This window comes from Kribbella qitaiheensis, assembly GCF_042657745.1.
GTDB lineage: Bacteria > Actinomycetota > Actinomycetes > Propionibacteriales > Kribbellaceae > Kribbella > Kribbella qitaiheensis.
In genome coordinates this window covers 180,567-198,645 of the sequence record NZ_JBHSKE010000015.1, presented here as the reverse complement: position 1 = coordinate 198,645, position 18,079 = coordinate 180,567, and the positions used below count along the sequence as shown (strand labels likewise).

General features: G+C 70.3%; 13 protein-coding genes. 9 read left to right on the top strand and 4 right to left on the bottom strand.

Features of this window, described 5'->3' with window-relative positions; genetic code table 11:
• Positions 1-24: 24 nt before the first annotated feature.
• From ACFPJ1_RS14935 to ACFPJ1_RS14920, 4 genes are all read right to left on the bottom strand, one after another.
• Positions 25-1,032 (bottom strand): uroporphyrinogen decarboxylase/cobalamine-independent methonine synthase family protein, encoded by a 1,008-nt coding sequence (locus tag ACFPJ1_RS14935; RefSeq protein WP_380104216.1) that lies wholly within the window; start codon positions 1,030-1,032, stop codon positions 25-27.
• Positions 1,033-1,127: 95 nt separating this feature from the next.
• Positions 1,128-2,216: a tRNA 2-thiouridine(34) synthase MnmA gene (gene mnmA, locus ACFPJ1_RS14930; RefSeq protein WP_380104215.1), complete on the bottom strand. Its 1,089-nt coding sequence runs from the start codon at positions 2,214-2,216 to the stop codon at positions 1,128-1,130.
• Positions 2,216-3,418 (bottom strand): cysteine desulfurase family protein, encoded by a 1,203-nt coding sequence (locus tag ACFPJ1_RS14925; protein WP_380104214.1) that lies wholly within the window; start codon positions 3,416-3,418, stop codon positions 2,216-2,218. Before ACFPJ1_RS14925 ends, mnmA begins: the two co-directional genes overlap by 1 nt.
• Positions 3,419-3,566: 148 nt before the next feature.
• Positions 3,567-4,223, bottom strand: coding sequence for a nucleotidyltransferase domain-containing protein (locus ACFPJ1_RS14920; RefSeq protein ID WP_380104213.1), 657 nt, complete (start codon positions 4,221-4,223; stop codon positions 3,567-3,569).
• Positions 4,224-4,370: 147 nt separating this feature from the next.
• Here ACFPJ1_RS14920 and ACFPJ1_RS14915 point away from each other — a divergent pair, with 147 nt between their 5' ends.
• Genes ACFPJ1_RS14915 through menC form a run of 9 tightly spaced genes read left to right on the top strand, consistent with a single transcriptional unit; the run spans position 4,371 to position 18,056 of the window.
• Positions 4,371-5,762, top strand: coding sequence for a serine hydrolase domain-containing protein (locus ACFPJ1_RS14915; RefSeq protein ID WP_380104212.1), 1,392 nt, complete (start codon positions 4,371-4,373; stop codon positions 5,760-5,762).
• 29 nt (positions 5,763-5,791) lie between these two features.
• Positions 5,792-7,396 carry an ABC transporter substrate-binding protein gene (locus ACFPJ1_RS14910; RefSeq protein WP_380104211.1) on the top strand — a complete coding sequence of 535 codons (1,605 nt, stop codon included), beginning with the start codon at positions 5,792-5,794 and terminating at the stop codon, positions 7,394-7,396.
• 41 nt (positions 7,397-7,437) lie between these two features.
• Positions 7,438-8,439: an ABC transporter permease gene (locus tag ACFPJ1_RS14905; RefSeq protein WP_380104210.1), complete on the top strand. Its 1,002-nt coding sequence runs from the start codon at positions 7,438-7,440 to the stop codon at positions 8,437-8,439.
• A 3-nt stretch (positions 8,440-8,442) separates the two neighbouring features.
• Positions 8,443-10,368: a dipeptide/oligopeptide/nickel ABC transporter permease/ATP-binding protein gene (locus tag ACFPJ1_RS14900; protein WP_380104209.1), complete on the top strand. Its 1,926-nt coding sequence runs from the start codon at positions 8,443-8,445 to the stop codon at positions 10,366-10,368.
• Complete coding sequence (locus tag ACFPJ1_RS14895) at positions 10,365-11,351, top strand: ABC transporter ATP-binding protein (RefSeq protein WP_380104208.1); 987 nt, start codon at positions 10,365-10,367, stop codon at positions 11,349-11,351. Before ACFPJ1_RS14900 ends, ACFPJ1_RS14895 begins: the two co-directional genes overlap by 4 nt.
• A 28-nt stretch (positions 11,352-11,379) precedes the next feature.
• On the top strand, positions 11,380-14,727 hold the full coding sequence (locus ACFPJ1_RS14890) for a serine hydrolase (RefSeq protein WP_380104207.1): 3,348 nt from the start codon (positions 11,380-11,382) through the stop codon (positions 14,725-14,727).
• A 1-nt stretch (position 14,728) separates the two neighbouring features.
• Positions 14,729-15,952, top strand: a complete 1,224-nt coding sequence (locus ACFPJ1_RS14885; protein WP_380104206.1) for a M20 family metallopeptidase — start codon at positions 14,729-14,731, stop codon at positions 15,950-15,952.
• Positions 15,949-16,953 carry a GNAT family N-acetyltransferase gene (locus ACFPJ1_RS14880; RefSeq protein WP_380104205.1) on the top strand — a complete coding sequence of 335 codons (1,005 nt, stop codon included), beginning with the start codon at positions 15,949-15,951 and terminating at the stop codon, positions 16,951-16,953. The genes ACFPJ1_RS14885 and ACFPJ1_RS14880 overlap by 4 nt, the downstream gene beginning before the upstream one ends.
• Positions 16,950-18,056, top strand: coding sequence for an o-succinylbenzoate synthase (gene menC, locus ACFPJ1_RS14875; protein ID WP_380104204.1), 1,107 nt, complete (start codon positions 16,950-16,952; stop codon positions 18,054-18,056). The genes ACFPJ1_RS14880 and menC overlap by 4 nt, the downstream gene beginning before the upstream one ends.
• The last annotated feature ends 23 nt before the right edge of the window (positions 18,057-18,079 follow it).

The window sequence follows — 18,079 nt, the reverse complement described above, 5'->3', positions numbered from 1 at the left end:
GACAGCCGGCGCGTTCTTCGACAATCAGGCCTGGGCGGTTTCGGCGAGGAACTCGGCGGCGGGGCGGAGGACCTCCAGGCGGGACCGGGCGTCAGCGGGTGACGGGGCTCCGGCGAGGCCGCAGGCGGGGGTGAGGACGACGTCTGCGAGTGAGGGGGTCGAGAGGCCGATCTCGGACCAGCGGCGGGTCAGAGGCTCGGCGGCCCGCTCAGGATGAGGGATCTCGCCCGTGGTGGGGATGACGCCTGCGTAGAGGGTGACGTCAGCCTCGACAGCGAAGGCGATCTGCTCCCAGGCCGCCTCCGTGAGGAGGGCGAGGTCTACCGCGACTCCGTCGGCTCCGGCCTTCCGGAACACCTCGATAGGCGGCCGGGCGGCACAGCAGTGCACCAGCGTGATCGCAGGAGCTACTGCCTCGACTACCCGGCTCAGGAGGTCCACTGCCCCGGGACCATCGACAGAGCGGTGCTTGCTCCATCCACTGGCCGTCGGAACAGCCCCAGCCAGTACTGCGGGCAACGCCGGCTCGTCGAGCTGTACGACGAGCTCAGCCCCGGGGACTCGTCGGCGTACCTCTGCGACGTGTTCCTGGAGGCCATACGCCAGGGTCTCCGCCAAGTCGCGTCTGGCGCCGTGGTCGGCCAGGACCTTGTCGCCGCGCGGCAGTTCCACCGTCGCGGCGAGCGTCCACGGTCCGGTGACCTGGAGCTTCAGCGGGCCGGAGTAGCCGTCGGCAAGCTCCTCGAGGATGTCCAGGTCCTGCAGCAGGAGGGACCGGGCCCGGCGCTGGTCAAGGCTGGCGCGGGGATCACTACCGCCGGTCAAGCGCCACCCGGCCGGCTGGAGGTCCAGGGCCAGCTGGGTGAGAAGACCCGCAGCCCGGCTCACCATGTCGCCGTACGGGCGGGCGGGGAGCTCGGGGAGGAAGGGGATGCTGACGACGTCCAGGACGACGCTCACCCACCTGCGCATGTCCTCGCCGGGCAGCGATCCCATCCCGGTGGTCGCCGCTGGGCCGAAAGGACTGCTCACGGGTGGTTCCTGTTCCGCTGGAGGTACCGGGAGACCCGACCGGGCGTCCTGGTGGCGATCACGGCCGCGCCGGTGGCGCGCTTCCGGAGCACGGGTCAGACCTTCTGGGTTGCGCGCTCGACCGTGTCGATGGTGGCGGAGCCGATCACCCGGGTGCCGTCGTACAGCACGACCGCCTGGCCCGGGGCGACCGCGTCCGCGGGCTCGTCGAACTCGACGAAGACCTTGCCGTCCTCCAGCCGCGCGGTGACCGCGATCTCCTCGCCGTGCGCGCGCAGCTGGGCCTTCGCCTGGATGGTCTCGGTCGGGGCCGGGCCGCACCAGCGCGGCTTGGAGGCCGTCAGCCGCTCGACCGCCAGCTCCGCGCGGGACCCGACCGTGACGGTCCGCTCGACCGGGGAGATGTCGAGGACGAAGCGGGGCTTGCCGTCGGCGGCCGGAGTACCGATCTTGAGGCCCTTGCGCTGGCCGACGGTGAAGCCGTGGGTGCCCTTGTGCTCGCCGAGCTTGTTGCCCTGGGCGTCGACGATGTCCCCCGGCGCCTCGCCCAGCTGCTTGCCGAGGAAGCCCGCGGTGTTGCCGTCGGCAATGAAGCAGATGTCGTGGCTGTCCGGCTTGGCCGCCACCGCCAGGCCGCGGCGCTCGGCCTCGGCCCGGATCTCGGTCTTGGGGGTGTCGCCGAGCGGGAAGAACGCGTGCTTCAACTGCGCTTGCGTGAGCACGCCGAGCACGTAGGACTGGTCCTTGGCCGGGTCCACCGCGCGGTGGAGCTCGCGGCCGGTCGGGTTCTCCACGATCTGCGCGTAGTGCCCGGTCGCGACCGCGTCGAAGTCCAGTGCCAGGGCCCGCTCGAGCACCGCGCTGAACTTGACCTTCTCGTTGCACCGCAGGCACGGGTTCGGCGTACGGCCGGCCGCGTACTCCGCGACGAAGTCCTCGACCACGTCCGCGTGGAAGCGCTCGGCCAGGTCCCAGATGTAGAAGGGGATGCCGATCACGTCGGCGGCGCGGCGCGCGTCCCGGGAGTCCTCGATCGTGCAGCAGCCGCGTGCGCCACTGCGGTACGACTGCGGGTTCCGGCTCAGGGCGAGGTGGACGCCGACCACGTCGTGTCCGGCCTCGGCCATCCGCGCCGCCGCGACGGCGGAGTCGACCCCGCCGGACATGGCTGCGAGTACCCGCATCAGTTGTTCCTTCCCACGTTCTGCAATCCCGCGGACATCGCCCGCTCGACGACCGGCCCGATCGCGTCCAGTACGGCGTCCACGTCGGCCAGGGTGGACGTGTGCCCCAGGGTGAACCGGAGCGACCCGCGCGCCCGCTGGTCGTCGTACCCCATCGCCAGCAGCACATGGCTCGGCTCGGCCACGCCGGCGTTGCACGCGGACCCGGTGGAGACCTCGATGCCGCGCGCGTCCAGCAGGAGCAGCAGCGAGTCGCCCTCGCAGTCCTTGAACGACAAGTGTGCGTTGGCGGGCAAACGGCCGACCGGGTCGCCGGACAGCTTCGCGCCCGGCACCGTGGTGGTGATCCCGTCGATCAGGTGGTCGCGCAGTTCGATCAGCCGCCGCGCCTCGTCGGCCTGGTGCTTGACCGCGTGCTCGATCGCGACCGCGAACCCGGCGGTCGCCGGGGTGTCGAGGGTGCCCGACCGTACGTCGCGCTCCTGGCCGCCGCCGTGCACGATCGGCACCAGCTTGGTCTCCTTGCGGACCACCAGGGCGCCGATCCCGAACGGACCACCGACCTTGTGGCCGGAGATCGTCATCGCGTCGACGCCCAGATCGGCGAAGTCCACCGGCACCTGTCCGACCGCCTGGACGGCGTCGGTGTGCACGGGGATCTCGTACGCCTTGGCGAGCGCGGCGATCTCCTTGATCGGCTGGAGGGTGCCGACCTCGTTGTTGGCCATCATCAGCGTGACGAACGACACAGAGTGCGGGTCCTGCTCGATCGCCCGCCGGACGTCCTCCGGATGCACCCGGCCGAGGTCGTCGACCGGCAGCCACTCGATCTCGGCGCCATCGTGCTGCGCGAGCCAGATGGCGGGATCCAGTACCGCGTGGTGCTCTATGCCGCTGAGCAGGATCCGGCGTCGGCGCGGGTCGTCCTTCAGCCGGGCCCACCACAGGCCCTTCAGCGCCAGGTTGTCCGCCTCGGTGCCGCCGGACGTGAACACCACCTCGCTGGGCTGGGCGTTCAGCGCCTCGGCGATCGTCTCCCGCGACTCCTCGACCGTACGCCGCGCCGCCCGGCCGGAACCGTGCAGGGAAGAAGCGTTGCCGGTGCGCCCGAGCTGAGAGGCCATCGCCTCGATCGCCGCGGGCAGCATCGGAGTCGTCGCGGCGTGGTCGAGATAGACCGTGCGACGAGCGGGAGGAGTCATAACACCATCAAGGGTAAGTCCGGGCCCGATGTTCCCGTTCCGCCGCCCCGGGCCGCGGACCTCCAGCCCATCAATGGCAGCCCCCTCCGGGGTCGCCAAGCGTGCGCCGAACCCCGGATCTCGCCGTTTGATGGCCTGGGGGTTCGGCCTAGCGGATCTGGTCGAGCCAGGGATGGTCGGGATGAAGGTGGTGCACCATGTCGGCCAGCCAGGTGCGCCGGGCCGGCGAGAGCAGCGGCAGGGTGTTGGCGAGGTCCTGGCGGTCCTTGGGCCGGTCGGCCTTGGCCTTGTAGCAGATGGCCATCTCCGGGTTGAGGTACCGGATGCCGTCGTCGGCGATCCAGGTGACCTCGTCCAGGTCGAAGTCGAGGCTCGGGTCGCGCCGGAACACCCAGCGCCCGTCGCGGTCGGGGTTCAGTACGACGTCGTACCGCCAGGGCGCGAGGGCGTGCTCCCGGAGCCAGACCTGGTCGGCGGTGTCCGGGACCTCTGGCTTCTCCACCGACAGCGGGTGGATCCCGGCGCTGCCCGCCGACCAGACGTGGTACCGGCCCTTCGAGTGCTCCACGAGTTGCGGCACGTTCTTCCGCCAGAACGAAACGTCCAGGTCGTCGTGCGGCCGGGATACCCCGGTGAACGCCTCGATCGACCAGCCGCCGGCGATCCACCAGGGCAGACCGAGTCCGCCGAAGAACTCCTTCGCCTCCGCTCGGGTGGCCGGCAGCACCGGACCGTAGAGCCGTTGGAACTCCAGGTCCTCCGGGTCCAGCCCGTCCTCGTACCAGTACCGCCGCTCGCTGCCCATCCTCGGATCCTCACACCGCCGGCCGAAGGTGGCCAGCCGATTAGCCGTCGGGTGGTGCGATCGGCTTCGTCCGCCCGGACGGATTCACGCCCAGTCCTCGTCCGCGGGGACGAATACTGTCTCCCGCGCCGGTCCTACGGTTCGGGAATGGCGACCCTGAGCGAGATCCAGAAGTGGCTGGACGACCGGCTGGCGACGTTGCTGGCGGAGTACCAGGTGCCCGGCGCCGCGGTCGCGGTGTCGTGGCGCGGTGAGGTGATCGATGCGGCGGCCGGCGTGCTCAGCAAGGCGACCGGTGTCGAGGCCACGGCCGACTCCCTGTTCCAGGTCGGCTCGATCACGAAGGTGTGGACGACCACCCTGGTGATGCAGCTGGTCGACGAGGGCCTGGTCGACCTGGACGCGCGGGTCCGCGACTACGTGCCGGGGTTCGTGCTCGACGACGAGGCTGCCGCCGCGGCGATCACCGTGCGGCAACTGCTGTGCCACACATCCGGTTTCGAGGGCGACATCTTCACCGACACGGGCAACGGGGACGACTGCGTCGAGAAGTACGTCGCGCTGCTCGCCGGGGTGACCCAGCTCTACCCGCCGGGCGAGATGTTCTCCTACAACAACGCCGCCTTCTCCGTACTGGGCCGACTGATCGAGCTGGTGCGGGGCAAGCCGTACGCCACCTGTCTGCGGGAGCACCTCTTCACGCCGCTCGGCCTGACCCACGTGGCCAACGACGCGAACGAGGCGATCCTGCAGCGCGCCGCCGTCGGTCACATCCGGTCGGAGCCGGACGCCGACCCGGTACCGGCACCGGTGTGGTCGCTGATGCGGTCGATGGCTCCGGCCGGCGCGATGCTCGCGATGCGCCCCCGCGACCTGCTCGCCTTCGCCCAGCTCCACCTCGACGCCGGCAAGGCCCCGGACGGTACCGCGGTAGTCGGATCCGACAGCGTCGAGGCGATGCAGGACCGCCAGGTCGAGCTGCCGCCGCTGGGGATGATGGGCAACGCCTGGGGACTCGGCTGGGAGATCTTCGACTGGCAGGGCAGCACGGTGATCGGCCACGACGGCGGCACCATCGGTCAGGGCGCGTTCCTCCGAGTGGTGCCCGAGCACGGGCTCTCGGTCGCCCTGCTGACCAACGGCGGCACCATGATCGGCCTCTACCAGCAGGTCGTCGGACACGTGCTGCGCGAGCTGATCGGGCTGGAGTTGCCGTCGCTGCCCACCCCGCCGGCCGACCGCGCGCCGCTCGACGACGTCACCCGGTACGTCGGGACGTACAGCTGCGACGTCGCCGAGATCACCGTCAGCCAGGACGAGGATGGACGGGTCTGGCTCGACCACACCCCCAAGGGTGAGATCGCCGAGCTCGGCGGCAAGCCGGATCCGGTCGAGCTCGTCCGGCTCGACGGCGACACGCTGATCACGCTCGAACCGCAGCAGGGATTCCACCAGCCGCAGGCCTTCATCGGCGACGACGGCAGCGGCCGAGCCCTCTACCTCCACAGCGGCCGCGCGATGCGCCGCGCGCAGTCCTGACGGCACCGAATCCCTTCGGAGGCACCACCATGCGATCTCCCCAGACCCTTGCCCTGGCCGGGACCCTCGCGCTCGGACTCGTCCTGACCGCGTGCGACTCGGGCTCGGGCTCGAGCGCCGCGGTCGGCGACTCCGGCAACTTCGCCGAGGGCCAGACCTTCACGATGGCGATCAGCGCCGACCCCGGCAATCTCGATCCGCACTTCACCTCGCTGTCGGTCACCCAGCAGGTCGACGCGTTCATGTACGACTCCCTGATCAGCCTCGACCCGGCCGGGAAGATGGTGCCCGGGCTGGCGGAGAAGTGGGAGAGCACGACCACCAAGGCGACGTACACGCTGCGCAAGGGCGTGACGTGCGCCGACGGTACGCCGCTGACGGCGACCACCGTGGCGGCGAACATCAGCTTCGTCGGCGACCCGGCCAACAAGTCGAGCCGGATCGGGGTCTTCGTCCCGCCCGGCGCCAAGGCGACGGCCGACGACGCGGCCGGCACGGTGACCGTGACGGTGCCTGCGCCGGACGCATTCCTGGACCGCAATGTCGGCGGTCTGCACATCGTCTGCGACAAGGGCATGAAGGACCGCAACCTGCTCAAGCAGGCGGGCGACGGGACGGGCATGTTCACCATGACCGAGGCCGTCCCCGGCGACCACTACACGATGGAGCGCCGCAAGGACTATGCCTGGGGTCCGGGCGACTGGAAGACCGACCAGCAAGGACTGCCGGACAAGGTGGTGCTCAAGGTGGTCAGCAACGAGACGACCGCGGCGAACCTGCTGCTGTCCGGGCAGATCAACCTCACCGCGATCGCCGGGCCCGACAAGCAGCGCCTGGCGGCCCAGAAACTCTTCCAGCGCGAGGCTTCCACTCCCCTGGGCGAGCTCTGGTTCAACCAGAAGGCCGGCCTGCCGACCTCGGATCCGGCCCTGCGAAAGGCACTCACGCAGGCACTGGACCTGGCCCAGCTCGGCAAGGTGATCACCGGTGGAACGGGCAAGCCCGCCACCGGACTGGTCGCCCCCGGCATGGGCCCCTGTACCGAGGACACGGTGACCGGCAATCTGCCGCCGCACGACCTCGCGGCGGCCAAGTCGGCGCTGGACGCGGCGGGCTGGACGGCCGGCGCCGATGGTGTCCGGACCAAGGACGGCGCGAAGCTGTCGCTGATCTTCTACTACCCGACCAGCCTCGGTCCGACGCTGCAGAGCGGCGCGGAACTGGTGCAGAAGGCCTGGAGCGACCTGGGCGTCGAGGTGTCGTTGAAGGCGGTCTCCACCGCTGAGATCGGCACCGTGATCCTGGCCGGCCAGGGCACCTGGCACGCCGTGCTGATCCCGCTGACCGTGACCCTGCCGAGCCAACTGGTGCCCTTCCTTTCCGGAGCGACGCCGCCGAACGGCAACAACTTCGCCGGGATCAAGAACCCGGCATACACCGCTGCCGTCCAGAAGGCTTCGGCCGTCGTCGGGACGGACGGGTGCCCGGACTGGGCCGCGGCGGAGAAGGCGGTGGTGACCAACCAGGACGTCGTCCCCTTCGTCGACTCGACCGTCCCCGCCTTCGCCAAAGGGGCGACCTTCGAGCTCAGCTCGGGCAGCGTCGCACCGGGGTCGCTGCGGATGCTCGGCTAGGCGCCCGTGCGATCAGCGACGAAGGACGGAGGAAGCGGTCGGTGACGATCTCGAGCACGCAACTGCGGACGACCGGCGGCATGGCGACCTGGAGTGCCCACCCCTGGGTCCGGTTCGGCACCCGCCGGCTGGCGCGGCTGGTGATATCGCTGCTGGCCCTGGTGACGGCGTCGTTCCTGATGATCCACCTCATCCCGGGCGACCCGGTCAGGAGCGCACTGGGTCCGGCCGCCAGCCAGAGCCTGGTCGAGGCGCGACGCGAGTCGCTCGGGCTCAACGATCCGCTGTGGGTGCAGTACTGGCACTTCCTCCGCAACCTGGTCACCGGCGACCTCGGTACGTCGATCACGACGGGCCTCCCGGTCTCCGACGTGATCGGCGACCGGCTCCCCGCGACCGTGCAACTCGCGGTGGCCGCCTTCGTCCTCGCCGTGCTGGTGTCGGTCCCGACCGGTCTGGTGATGGGCGTCCTGACTCGCGGCGGTCGCCGGCCACGGGCGGAGCTGGGCTTCACCTCGGTCAGCGTGGTGCTCGCCGCGATCCCGGAGTTCCTGCTCGCCGTCGGGCTCGTCTACCTGTTCGCGGTGAAGCTCGCCTGGCTGCCGGTCGCGGGCCGCAGTACGCCGGCGTCGTACATCCTGCCGGTGCTCGCCCTGGCCATCGGCCCGGCCGCCGTGCTGGCCCGGATCTGCCGGGTCGAGCTGCTCTCCGTGCTGCAGACCGACTACCTGCGCACCGCCCGGGCCAAACGGTTGCCAGCGGCCACTATCTACCTGCGGCACGCGCTCCCGAACGCGTTGACCGCGACGATCACCCTCGGCGGTCTGCTGCTGGGTGGGCTGGTCGCCGGCACGGTCCTGGTGGAGAACGTCTTCGGCTGGCCGGGGCTGGGCAGCACGATCGTCTCCTCGATCCTGTCCAAGGACTACCCGCTCGTCCAGGGCGTCGTGCTCGTCTACGGGATCGGGGTGCTGCTGGTGAACCTGGTCGTCGACATCGCGCTGGCGTTGCTCGATCCGCGCTCGACGATCCGGGAGAGCTGATCGATGGCTAGCAGAACGAAGAGCGGCCGGCATGGCTGGGCCACCGTGTTCCGGACGCCACTCGGCCTCAGCGCGGGACTGCTGTTGCTCCTGGTTCTCCTGTTGGCGGTCTTCGCGCCCGTCCTGTGGTCCCACCAGGCGAGCGCGATCGACACCGACCACTTGCTGGAGGGACCGTCGGCGAGCCACTGGCTGGGCACCGACAACCTGGGCCGCGACATCTTCTACCGGGTCCTGGTGGCCACCCGGCAGTCGATCGCGCTGGCGCTGCTGGCGACCGCGATCGCCGTCGTGACCGGCCTGCTCCTCGGTACTGCGCCCGCCGTGCTCGGGCGACGCCCGGGACGGCTGGTGACGGCGATCGTCAATGTGGCGGTCGCCTTCCCCGGTCTCCTGCTGGCACTGTTCTTCGCGGTGATCTTCGGCGTCGGCGCGAAGGGCGCCGTACTGGCGATCGGCTTCGCCGGCGCGCCCGCCTTCGCGCGGCTCACCCAGACCCTGGTCGCCGGGGTGGCGGCCCGCGACTTCGTGGCCGCGGCACGGATCGCCGGAGCCGGCCGGATCCGGCTGCTGGTCCGGCACATCCTGCCGAACATCTCCGAGCCGCTGGTGGTGAACGCGACCATCGGCGCGGGCGGTGCCCTGCTGGCCTTCGCGGGCCTGTCCTTCCTGGGGCTCGGCGTCCAGCCTCCGGCGTACGACTGGGGCCGGCTGATGGGCGAGAGCCTCAACAGCATCTACGTGCACCCGGCGGCCGCGCTCGCACCAGGAGTCGCCGTGGTGATCTCCGGGCTGGCGTTCAACCTCTTCGGTGAGGCCGTGGCGAAGGGGTTGGGGGTGGAGTCCATCGGGGTGACCCGCTACCGCCGCCGCTCGGACGACATCGCGCAGCCCGAGGTTCCGACCCCGCAGTACGTGGTCGAGGACGTGGTTTTGTCGGTGCGAGACCTGCGTGTCACCTTTCCGGGACCGGACGGCCCGATCGCTCCCGTTCGCGGCGTGAGCTTCACGATCGGCCATGGCGAGGCCGTCGGGGTCGTCGGCGAGTCCGGCTCGGGCAAGAGCCTGACGGCGCTCGCGGTGGCGCAATTGATCGAACCTCCCGGCCAGGTCAGCGCCGAACGACTCGACTTCCTCCGAGAGCCGCTGCTCGACACCCCCGACGCCGACCGCCGCCAGTTGCTCGGTACGTCGTTCGCGATGGTCTTCCAGGATCCGACGACCTCGTTGAACCCGACCAAGCGGATCGGCGCCCAACTGGCCGAGGGGGCCCGTGAACACCAGGGCCTGACCCGCCAGCAGGCGATGACCCGGGCGATCGACCGGCTGCGGGCAGTCCGGGTGCCGGCCGCGGAACGCCGGGCCGCGCAGTACCCGCACGAGTTCTCCGGCGGGATGCGGCAGCGAGCGATGATCGGGATGGGCCTGATGGGAGAACCCGCGCTGATCGTCGCCGACGAGCCGACCACCGCGCTCGACGTCACCGTGCAGCGCCAGGTACTGCGGTTGCTGGAGTCGATCCGGACCGAGGACGGGGTCGCGTTGCTGCTGATCAGTCACGACATCACCGTGATCGGCCAGGTCTGCGACCGGGTGCTGGTGATGTACGCCGGACGCATCGTCGAGGACCTCCCGGCGACCGCCCTGGCGACGGGGGCCCGGCATCCGTACACGCGCGCGCTACTGGCCGCAGTACCGGATCTCGACACCGACCTGGAGCAACCGCTCGCGGTGATCCCGGGGCGTCCGGTGGATCCGGGGCGGCTGCCGTCGGGCTGCGCGTTCGCGGCGCGGTGCGAGTTCGCCGACGACCGGTGCCGTATGGAGGACCCTGAGTTGGAGACTCAACTGGACGACGGCCACCGGGTCGCCTGCTGGCACCCCCAGGTGGTCGAGCTCGGATGGCCGATTCGGATGGGACAGCGATGAGTGAACTCACGTTCGAGCAGGTGACGGTGCGGTTTGGCACGGGCAGCCGCGCGCTGACAGCGGTCGACTCGGTGGATCTCACCGTCCCTTCGGGGCAAGTGGTCGGGCTGGTCGGCGAGTCGGGCTCCGGCAAGTCCACGCTGGCCCGGGCCGCGGTCGGGCTGACCGAGCTCGCCGGCGGGCGGATCCTGCTGGACGGCGTACCGCTGGTGCACCGCAGCCGGGGGCCACGTCCGCTGCAGCTCGTTTTCCAGGATCCCTACTCGTCGCTCGATCCCCGGATGACTATCGGCAACTCGATCGCGGAAGCTGTGCCGAGGTCAGCGGATTATTCGCGGGCCGACGAGGTGGCCCGACTGCTGGAGCTGGTTGACCTCGACCCGGAGCGCGCCTCGGCGTACCCCGCGGCGCTGTCTGGTGGCCAACGGCAACGAGTCGCGCTGGCCCGGGCGCTGGCCGGGCGGCCCGAGGTGATCCTGGCCGACGAGATCACCTCGGCGCTGGACGTATCCGTCCAGGGCACCGTGCTGAACCTGGTGCGCGACCTGCAGCGGCAACTCCACCTGTCGATGCTGTTCATCTCACACAACCTCGCGGTGGTTCGCTACGTCAGTGACTACATCGCCGTCATGTATCTCGGCCGGATCGTGGAGTTCGGTCCCGCCGCCGAGCTGCTCGGCGATCCGCAACATCCCTACACCCGTGAGCTGCTCGCCGCCGCACCCCGGCGCGGGACCCTGACCCTGGACGCCGAGGAACTCGATCCGGCGCTGCGAGCTGTCGCGGACGCCGAACCCGCCGACCCGCACCATCCACCGCCCGGTTGCCGATTCCATCCGCGGTGCCCGATCGGCCCGCTGGTCCGGCCCGATCGCGAACTGTGCCAGACCGTAGACCCCACCCCCGACGCCGGAAGACACCGGCACCACACCGCCTGCCACTACGCGGCGGCCGCGCTCCAAGCGGTTGATCTCGTCCAGTGAGCCCGCTCTTTCCCAAGGAGGAGTCGTCGTGACCCGACGCCCGCGCATCGAAGACCTGACCGAGTTCGAAGTACCGCAGCAGCCCGCCCTGTCGCCTGACGGCAGCCAGGTGGTCTACGTACTGCGAACCAGCGACCTGGACGCCGACAAGGCAGAGCACGCTCTGTGGCGCGTCGCGTCGACCGGTGGCGAGGCCCGGCAACTCACCCGTGGCAACGCCGATCTGTCGCCTGCCTGGTCACCGGACGGGACGCGGATCGCCTTCCTTCGCGCCCAGGACGGGCCGCCGCAGGTGTGGGTGCTCCCGGTCGACGGAGGCGAGCCCGAGCAGCTGACCACGCTGCCTCTCGGGGCCGGCGGTCCGGTCTGGAGTCCGGACGGCGAGCGGATCGCCTTCAGCTCGGCGGTCGACATCGTCGCCGGCGCGGACGAGGACGACGAGGTCCGCACCAAGCGGGCCAGCGCGCCGATCGTGACCGAGCGGCTCGACTACCAGGCCGACGGCGCCGGGCTGCTGCGCACCATCCGCAAGCACGTTCACGTTCTCGACGTCTCGTCGAAGAAGATCCGGCAGGTGACCGACGGCGATTGGCACGCGGGCGATCCAGCTTGGTCCCCCGACAGCAAGAAGCTCGCCTTCGGCGCGGGCACTGCTCCCGACGCCGACCTGCGCCCGACCGCCCCGGCGTGCGTGCTGGACGTCTCGGACGAGAAGGCGACCCCACGGCTCGTCGGTCTCGCCGAGGGGTTGGCCGGGCCGATGCTCTGGACCGCGGACGGCGAATCCCTGCTCGTCGTCGGCAACCTTGACGGCCCCGTCGGCCACGCCCGGCTGTTGCGGCTTCCATTGGACGGTGGCGAACTGGTCGATCTGGCGGCTTCGCTCGACCGCAACGTGATGCCCGGCGGCCCGGCGTACCCCGGTGCTCTTCCGCTGCTCGTCGACGACGGCGCGACCGTGCTGTTCTGCGTCCGCGACCGCGGCTGCTCCCACCTGTACTCCGTACCAACCGCGGGCGGCACTCCTCAGCATGTTCTCGGCGAGCCTGGTCAGAACGTCTCCGGGCTATCGGTTGCCGGCGGCAACGCGGCCGTGGTGCTGAACACCGCCACGTCGTACGGCGAGATCGTGGCCGTCGACCTGGGCTCGGGCGCGACGCAGACCCTGACCACGCATGGCGCCGAGCTCGCCGAGGTCTTCCCGCGGGTGGAGCGCGAGTTCACCATTTCCGATGGCACCAAGGTGTCCGGCTGGCTGGTCCGCGATCCCGACGCCGCCCAGCCGCAGCCGCTGCTCCTCGACGTGCACGGCGGTCCGCACAACGCGTGGAACGGCGCGGCCGACGAGGCTCACCTCTACCATCAGGAACTCGTCGCTCGAGGCTGGGCGGTGCTGCTGATGAACCCGCGCGGCAGCGACGGGTACGGCGAGGAGTTCTTCAACGCGGCGCTGGGCAACTGGGGCACGGCCGACGCCAAGGACTTCCTCCAGCCGCTGGACGAACTCGTGGCCGAGGGCCTCGCGGATCCGAAGCGCCTCGCGGTCGCCGGCTACAGCTACGGCGGCTTCATGACCTGCTATCTGACCAGCCGCGACAACAGGTTCGCGGCCGCGGTGGCCGGCGGTGTCGTCAGCGATCTGACCAGCATGTCGGGCACCTCTGACGCCGGCCATTTCCTCAGCGCCTACGAGCTCGGCGACCAGCGCGACCGGTTCGACGAGATGTCACCGCTGAGCAAGGTCGATGAGGTGAAGACGCCGACCCTGATCCTGCAAGGCGCGGCGGATGTCCGGTGCCCGATCGGCCAGGCGGAGCAGTGGCACACCGCGCTGCGCGAACAGGGCGTCCCCGCCCAGCTCGTGCTCTACCCCGAGGCCGACCACCTGTTCATCATCCAGGGCCGTCCGTCGCACCGGCTCGACTTCAACCGCCGGATCCTCGGCTGGGTCGAGCAGTACGCCGGCGACGCGGCCGGTCCGCGGCGGCCGCGGATCGACGTGGAGCACTGGCAACGCCGCCTCACCGCGCTCGCCGCGAAGCACCGGGTCCCAGGTGCGACCCTCGGGATCCTGCGGGTCCAGCCGGGCTTGGAGGACGAACTCGTCGAGGCAGCGACCGGCGTACTGAACAAGGACACCGGGGTCGAGGTCACCACGGACTCGCTGTTCCAGATCGGGTCGATGACGAAGGTGTGGACGGCGACACTCGCCCTCCAACTCGTGGACGAGGGCCTGCTGGACCTGGACGCCCCGATCTCCGTAGTACTGCCTGAGCTGGCGCTGCGCGAGCCCGATGTCGCCAAGCAGGTGACCATGCGGCACCTGCTCACCCACACGAGCGGGATCGACGGCGACGTCTTCACCGATACCGGCCGGGGTGACGACTGCCTTGAGAAGTACGTCGACCTGCTGGCCGAGGTGGCTCAGAACCACCCCCTCGGTGCGACCTGGTCGTACTGCAACTCCGGCTTCTCGCTGGCCGGGCGGGTGATCGAGAAGCTGACCGGAAAGACCTGGGACCAGGCGCTGCGGGAGCGCCTCTACATGCCGCTCGGACTCGAGCACACTGTGACTTTGCCCGAGGAGGCCCTGCTGTACCGCGCGGCCGTCGGTCACGTGGGCGAGAGCGGGGCCGATCCGAAACCGGCGCCGGTGTGGGGACTCCCCCGTGCCCTCGGGCCGGCCGGACTGGTCACGTCGACTGCGGCCGACGCCCTCGCCTTCGCCCGGATGCACCTGGCTGGTGGCCTGGCCGCGGACGGCACTCGCGTGCTCAGCGAGGAGTCGGTGGCCGCGATGGCCGAGAAGCACGCGGACCTGCCAGACAAGTACTCGCTGGGTGACTCGTGGGGCCTCGGCTGGATCCGCTTCGGCTGGGACGGCCACCGGCTGATCGGGCACGACGGCAACACCATCGGCCAGGCCGCCTTCCTGCGGGTCCTGCCGGACTCGGGTCTTGCTGTCACGCTGCTCACCAACGGCGGCAACACCAGGGATCTGTACCAGGACCTGTACCGCGAGATCTTCGCGGAACTGGCCGACGTGGCGATGCCCGCTCCGCTCGCGGCGCCGGCCGAGCCACCGACTGTCGACGTACAGCGTCATGTCGGCCGATACGACCGGGCCAGCGTCATGGGCGAAGTTCTGGTGCGAGACGGGCAGGCGGTCCTTCGGCAGACGGTGACCGGCCCGCTGGCCGAGTTGATGCCAGACCCGACGCACGAGTTCGTGATGGTGCCGGTGGACGAGACGGGCGATCTGTTCGTCGTCCGTGAGCCGGAAGCACTGACCTGGAGCCCGGTGACCTTCTACTCGCTGCCGACCGGTGAGAAGTACCTGCACTTCGGTGTCCGGGCCACTCCGAAAGTTGGTTGAGATGGGCAACGAAACGTCGGCGCCGCGGGACGCGCCGCCCGAGTCCGCAGCCGCGTCGCCAGGTGAGTCGGTGGCTGCGTCGCCGGGTGAGTCGGTGGCTGAGATGTTGGCTGATCTGGAGGCGCTGGTGACTTGCGAGTCGCCGTCGGCGGATCTGGCCGCGGTGGCTCGTAGTGCCGACGTGGTGGCGGCGATCGGGACGCGTCGGCTCGGGTTCGTCCCGGAGCGGGTGGTCCTCGATGGGCGGTCCCACCTCCGCTGGCGATTCGGCAGCGGCGCGAACCGGGTGCTGCTGCTCGGCCACCACGACACCGTCTGGCCGACCGGCTCACTGGCGACGCACCCCTTCGGTGTCGACGCCGGTGTACTACGTGGACCGGGCTGCTTCGACATGAAGGCAGGCGTCGTGATCGCCTTCCATGCGGTGGCGGCCCTGGCCGACCCATCCGGTGTCGCGATCCTCGTCACCGGCGACGAGGAGCTCGGCTCGCCGTCTTCCCGCGCGCTCATCGAGGCGGAGGCGGCTGGCTGTGCTGCCGCCCTCGTGCTCGAGGCGTCGGCCGACGGGGGCGCGCTCAAGACCGAGCGCAAGGGGATCTCGCTGTATCAAGTCACCGTGCGAGGTCGTGCATCGCACGCCGGGCTGGAACCGGAGCTCGGCGTGAACGCTTCGATCGAGGCTGCGCATCAGGTGCTCGCGGTCAGCCAACTGGGCGACGCGAGTCGCGGGACGACCGTCACACCGACAGTTCTCGAGTCCGGTACTACGACCAACACGGTCCCCGCCGCGGCGACCTTCGCGGTGGACGTGCGGGTTCGGGATCTCGAGGAACAGGATCGCGTCCATGCCGCGATGCTCGAGCTGCAACCGGTACTGGCCGGGGCCGAGCTCGTGATCACCGGCGGACCCAACCGGCCGCCGTTGGAGCGGAGCTCGTCGGCGGACCTGTTCCGGCGCGCGGCCGGGCTCGCGGTCGAGCTGGGTCTCGGGCAGCTGGAGGAGGCCGCCGTCGGCGGAGCATCGGACGGCAACTTCACCGCCGGGATCGGTACGCCGACGCTGGACGGACTGGGCGCTGTCGGTGGCGGCGCCCATGCCGACAACGAACACGTTCTGGTGGCAGAACTCCCTCGCCGCACAGCGCTGCTCACGGCCCTCATCACCGACCTCCTCACGGCCGACCAGGTGAGCAAGCGGGCGACCGCTGGTGCGGATAGATCATGACTGCCTCCGACAAGCTGACCAAGCTCGGTCCCCTGACCGATCTGACCAATCTGCCTCGCTCTCCCGATCTGACCAGCGGCCTTGATGGGTTGGCGAATGGGGCGGCGCCACCGCCCGACGGACTGCAGCCGGCTCTGGAACTGGCCGTACGCTCCGCGGAGATTGCCGCGGCGGCGGCCGGAGTACAGGTTCGTGAACTGAAAGCCCTTGATGAGCTGGACGCCGTCTATCGGCTGTATGACGGCATCTGGCGACCGGACCCGAAGAATCCGCCGGTGACGACCGAGTTGCTCCGGGCCCTGACCAAGGCCGGCAACTATGTCGCCGGTGCGTACGACGGAGACGAGCTCGTCGGCGCCTGTGTCGGCTTCTTCGCGCCGCCCTCGGAAGGCGCCTTGCACAGTCACGTCGCCGGGGTATCCGGCCAGGCGCGCGGCCGGAGTGTCGGCTTCGCGCTCAAGATCCACCAGCGGGCGTGGGCGATGCTGCGGGGCGTCGCCGTCGTGGCGTGGACCTTCGACCCATTGGTCCGGCGGAACGCGTACTTCAACGTCGTCAAGCTCGCCGCCCGCCCCACGGAGTACCTGACCAACTTCTACGGCGACATGCGCGACGGCATCAACAGCGGCGGCGATACCGACCGCCTGCTGGTCCGCTGGGAACTCGACACCCCTGCGGTCGCCGCGGCCTCGGTCGGCCGGCCAGTCGCAGTGGACGCAGGACTGGAGTTGGCGCGCGGCGCGGTCGTCGCCCTCTCGTCCTCGCCCGATGGACGGCCAGTGCCCGGGAGCCTGGCCGGGGAGTCATTGCTGGTCGCGATTCCGCCGGACATCGAGGGCATGCGCGGCACGGACCCCGAAGGTGCGCACGCCTGGCGTACCGCGGTCCGCGAGGTGCTCGGCACGCTGATCGCCGAAGGAGCGCGGGTGACGGGATTCGACCGGGCCGGCTGGTACTTGCTGACCAGGAACCACGACACAGCGAAGGGAACGACGCGATGAAGCTGACCGGGGTCGAACTGCGGCGGATCGAGATGCCGCTGGTGGCGCCCTTCCGGACCTCGTTCGGGACGGAGACCAGCAAGGACGCGTTGCTCGTCCGGGTGGTCACCAGCGACGCCGAGGGCTGGGGCGAATGCGTCGCGATGACGGACCCGCTCTACTCGTCCGAGTACGTCGACGCCGCGGCCGACGTACTGCGTCGCTTCCTGGTGCCGGCGGTCGCCTCGATCGAGCGGCTCGACGCTGCAGCGGTCGCGCCGGCGCTGGCGAAGTTCCACGGCCACCGGATGGCGAAGGCGGCGCTCGAGATGGGCGTGCTGGATGCCGAGTTGAGGGCCGAGGGGCGACCTTTGGCTCGAGAGCTCGGGGCCGTGCGTGACCGCGTACCGTGTGGCGTGTCGGTCGGGATCATGGACTCGGTCGATCGGCTGCTCGAGGCCGTGGGCGGGTATCTCGACGAGGGCTACGTCCGGATCAAGCTGAAGATCCAGCCCGGCTGGGATGTTGAGCCGGTTGCCGCCGTACGAGAGCGGTTCGGGGACGAGGTGCTGCTGCAGGTGGACGCGAACACGGCGTACACGGTCGCGGATGCGCGGCAGCTCGCTCGGCTAGACCCGTTCGACCTGCTGCTGATCGAACAGCCGCTGGACGAGGAGGACCTGCTCGGCCACGCGGAACTGGCTCGTCAGTTGAAGACGCCAGTGTGCCTGGACGAGTCGATCACGTCGGCTCGGGCTGCGGCCGCCGCGATCAGCCTGGGCGCGTGCTCGATCGTGAACGTGAAGCCCGGCCGGGTCGGCGGCTACCTGGAGGCGCGACGCATCCACGACGTCTGCGTGGCTCACGGAGTACCGGTGTGGTGCGGCGGGATGCTGGAGACCGGGCTGGGCCGCGCGGCGAACGTCGCGCTGGCCGCTCTTCCCGGCTTCACCCTTCCCGGGGACACGTCGGGCTCCAACCGCTACTACCAGACCGACATCACGCCGCCGTTCACGCTCGTCGACGGCCACCTCCCGGTCCCCACCGCCCCTGGCATCGGCGTCGACCCCCTTCCCGACCAACTGGCCGCAGTCACCAAGTCGGTCGAGTGGCTGACTCTGTGAGCTCTGTCCAGCTCAACCAACCG

Excerpts from the sequence above, each read along its gene's own strand:
- mnmA (WP_380104215.1), bottom strand. The coding sequence starts at position 2,216 with ATGCGGGTACTCGCAGCCATGTCCGGCGGGGTCGACTCCGCCGTCGCG.
- ACFPJ1_RS14925 (WP_380104214.1), bottom strand. The coding sequence starts at position 3,418 with ATGACTCCTCCCGCTCGTCGCACGGTCTATCTCGACCACGCCGCGACG.
- ACFPJ1_RS14920 (WP_380104213.1), bottom strand. The coding sequence starts at position 4,223 with ATGGGCAGCGAGCGGCGGTACTGGTACGAGGACGGGCTGGACCCGGAG.
- ACFPJ1_RS14915 (WP_380104212.1), top strand. The coding sequence starts at position 4,371 with ATGGCGACCCTGAGCGAGATCCAGAAGTGGCTGGACGACCGGCTGGCG.
- ACFPJ1_RS14910 (WP_380104211.1), top strand. The coding sequence starts at position 5,792 with ATGCGATCTCCCCAGACCCTTGCCCTGGCCGGGACCCTCGCGCTCGGA.
- ACFPJ1_RS14900 (WP_380104209.1), top strand. The coding sequence starts at position 8,443 with ATGGCTAGCAGAACGAAGAGCGGCCGGCATGGCTGGGCCACCGTGTTC.
- ACFPJ1_RS14895 (WP_380104208.1), top strand. The coding sequence starts at position 10,365 with ATGAGTGAACTCACGTTCGAGCAGGTGACGGTGCGGTTTGGCACGGGC.
- ACFPJ1_RS14885 (WP_380104206.1), top strand. The coding sequence starts at position 14,729 with ATGGGCAACGAAACGTCGGCGCCGCGGGACGCGCCGCCCGAGTCCGCA.
- ACFPJ1_RS14880 (WP_380104205.1), top strand. The coding sequence starts at position 15,949 with ATGACTGCCTCCGACAAGCTGACCAAGCTCGGTCCCCTGACCGATCTG.
- menC (WP_380104204.1), top strand. The coding sequence starts at position 16,950 with ATGAAGCTGACCGGGGTCGAACTGCGGCGGATCGAGATGCCGCTGGTG.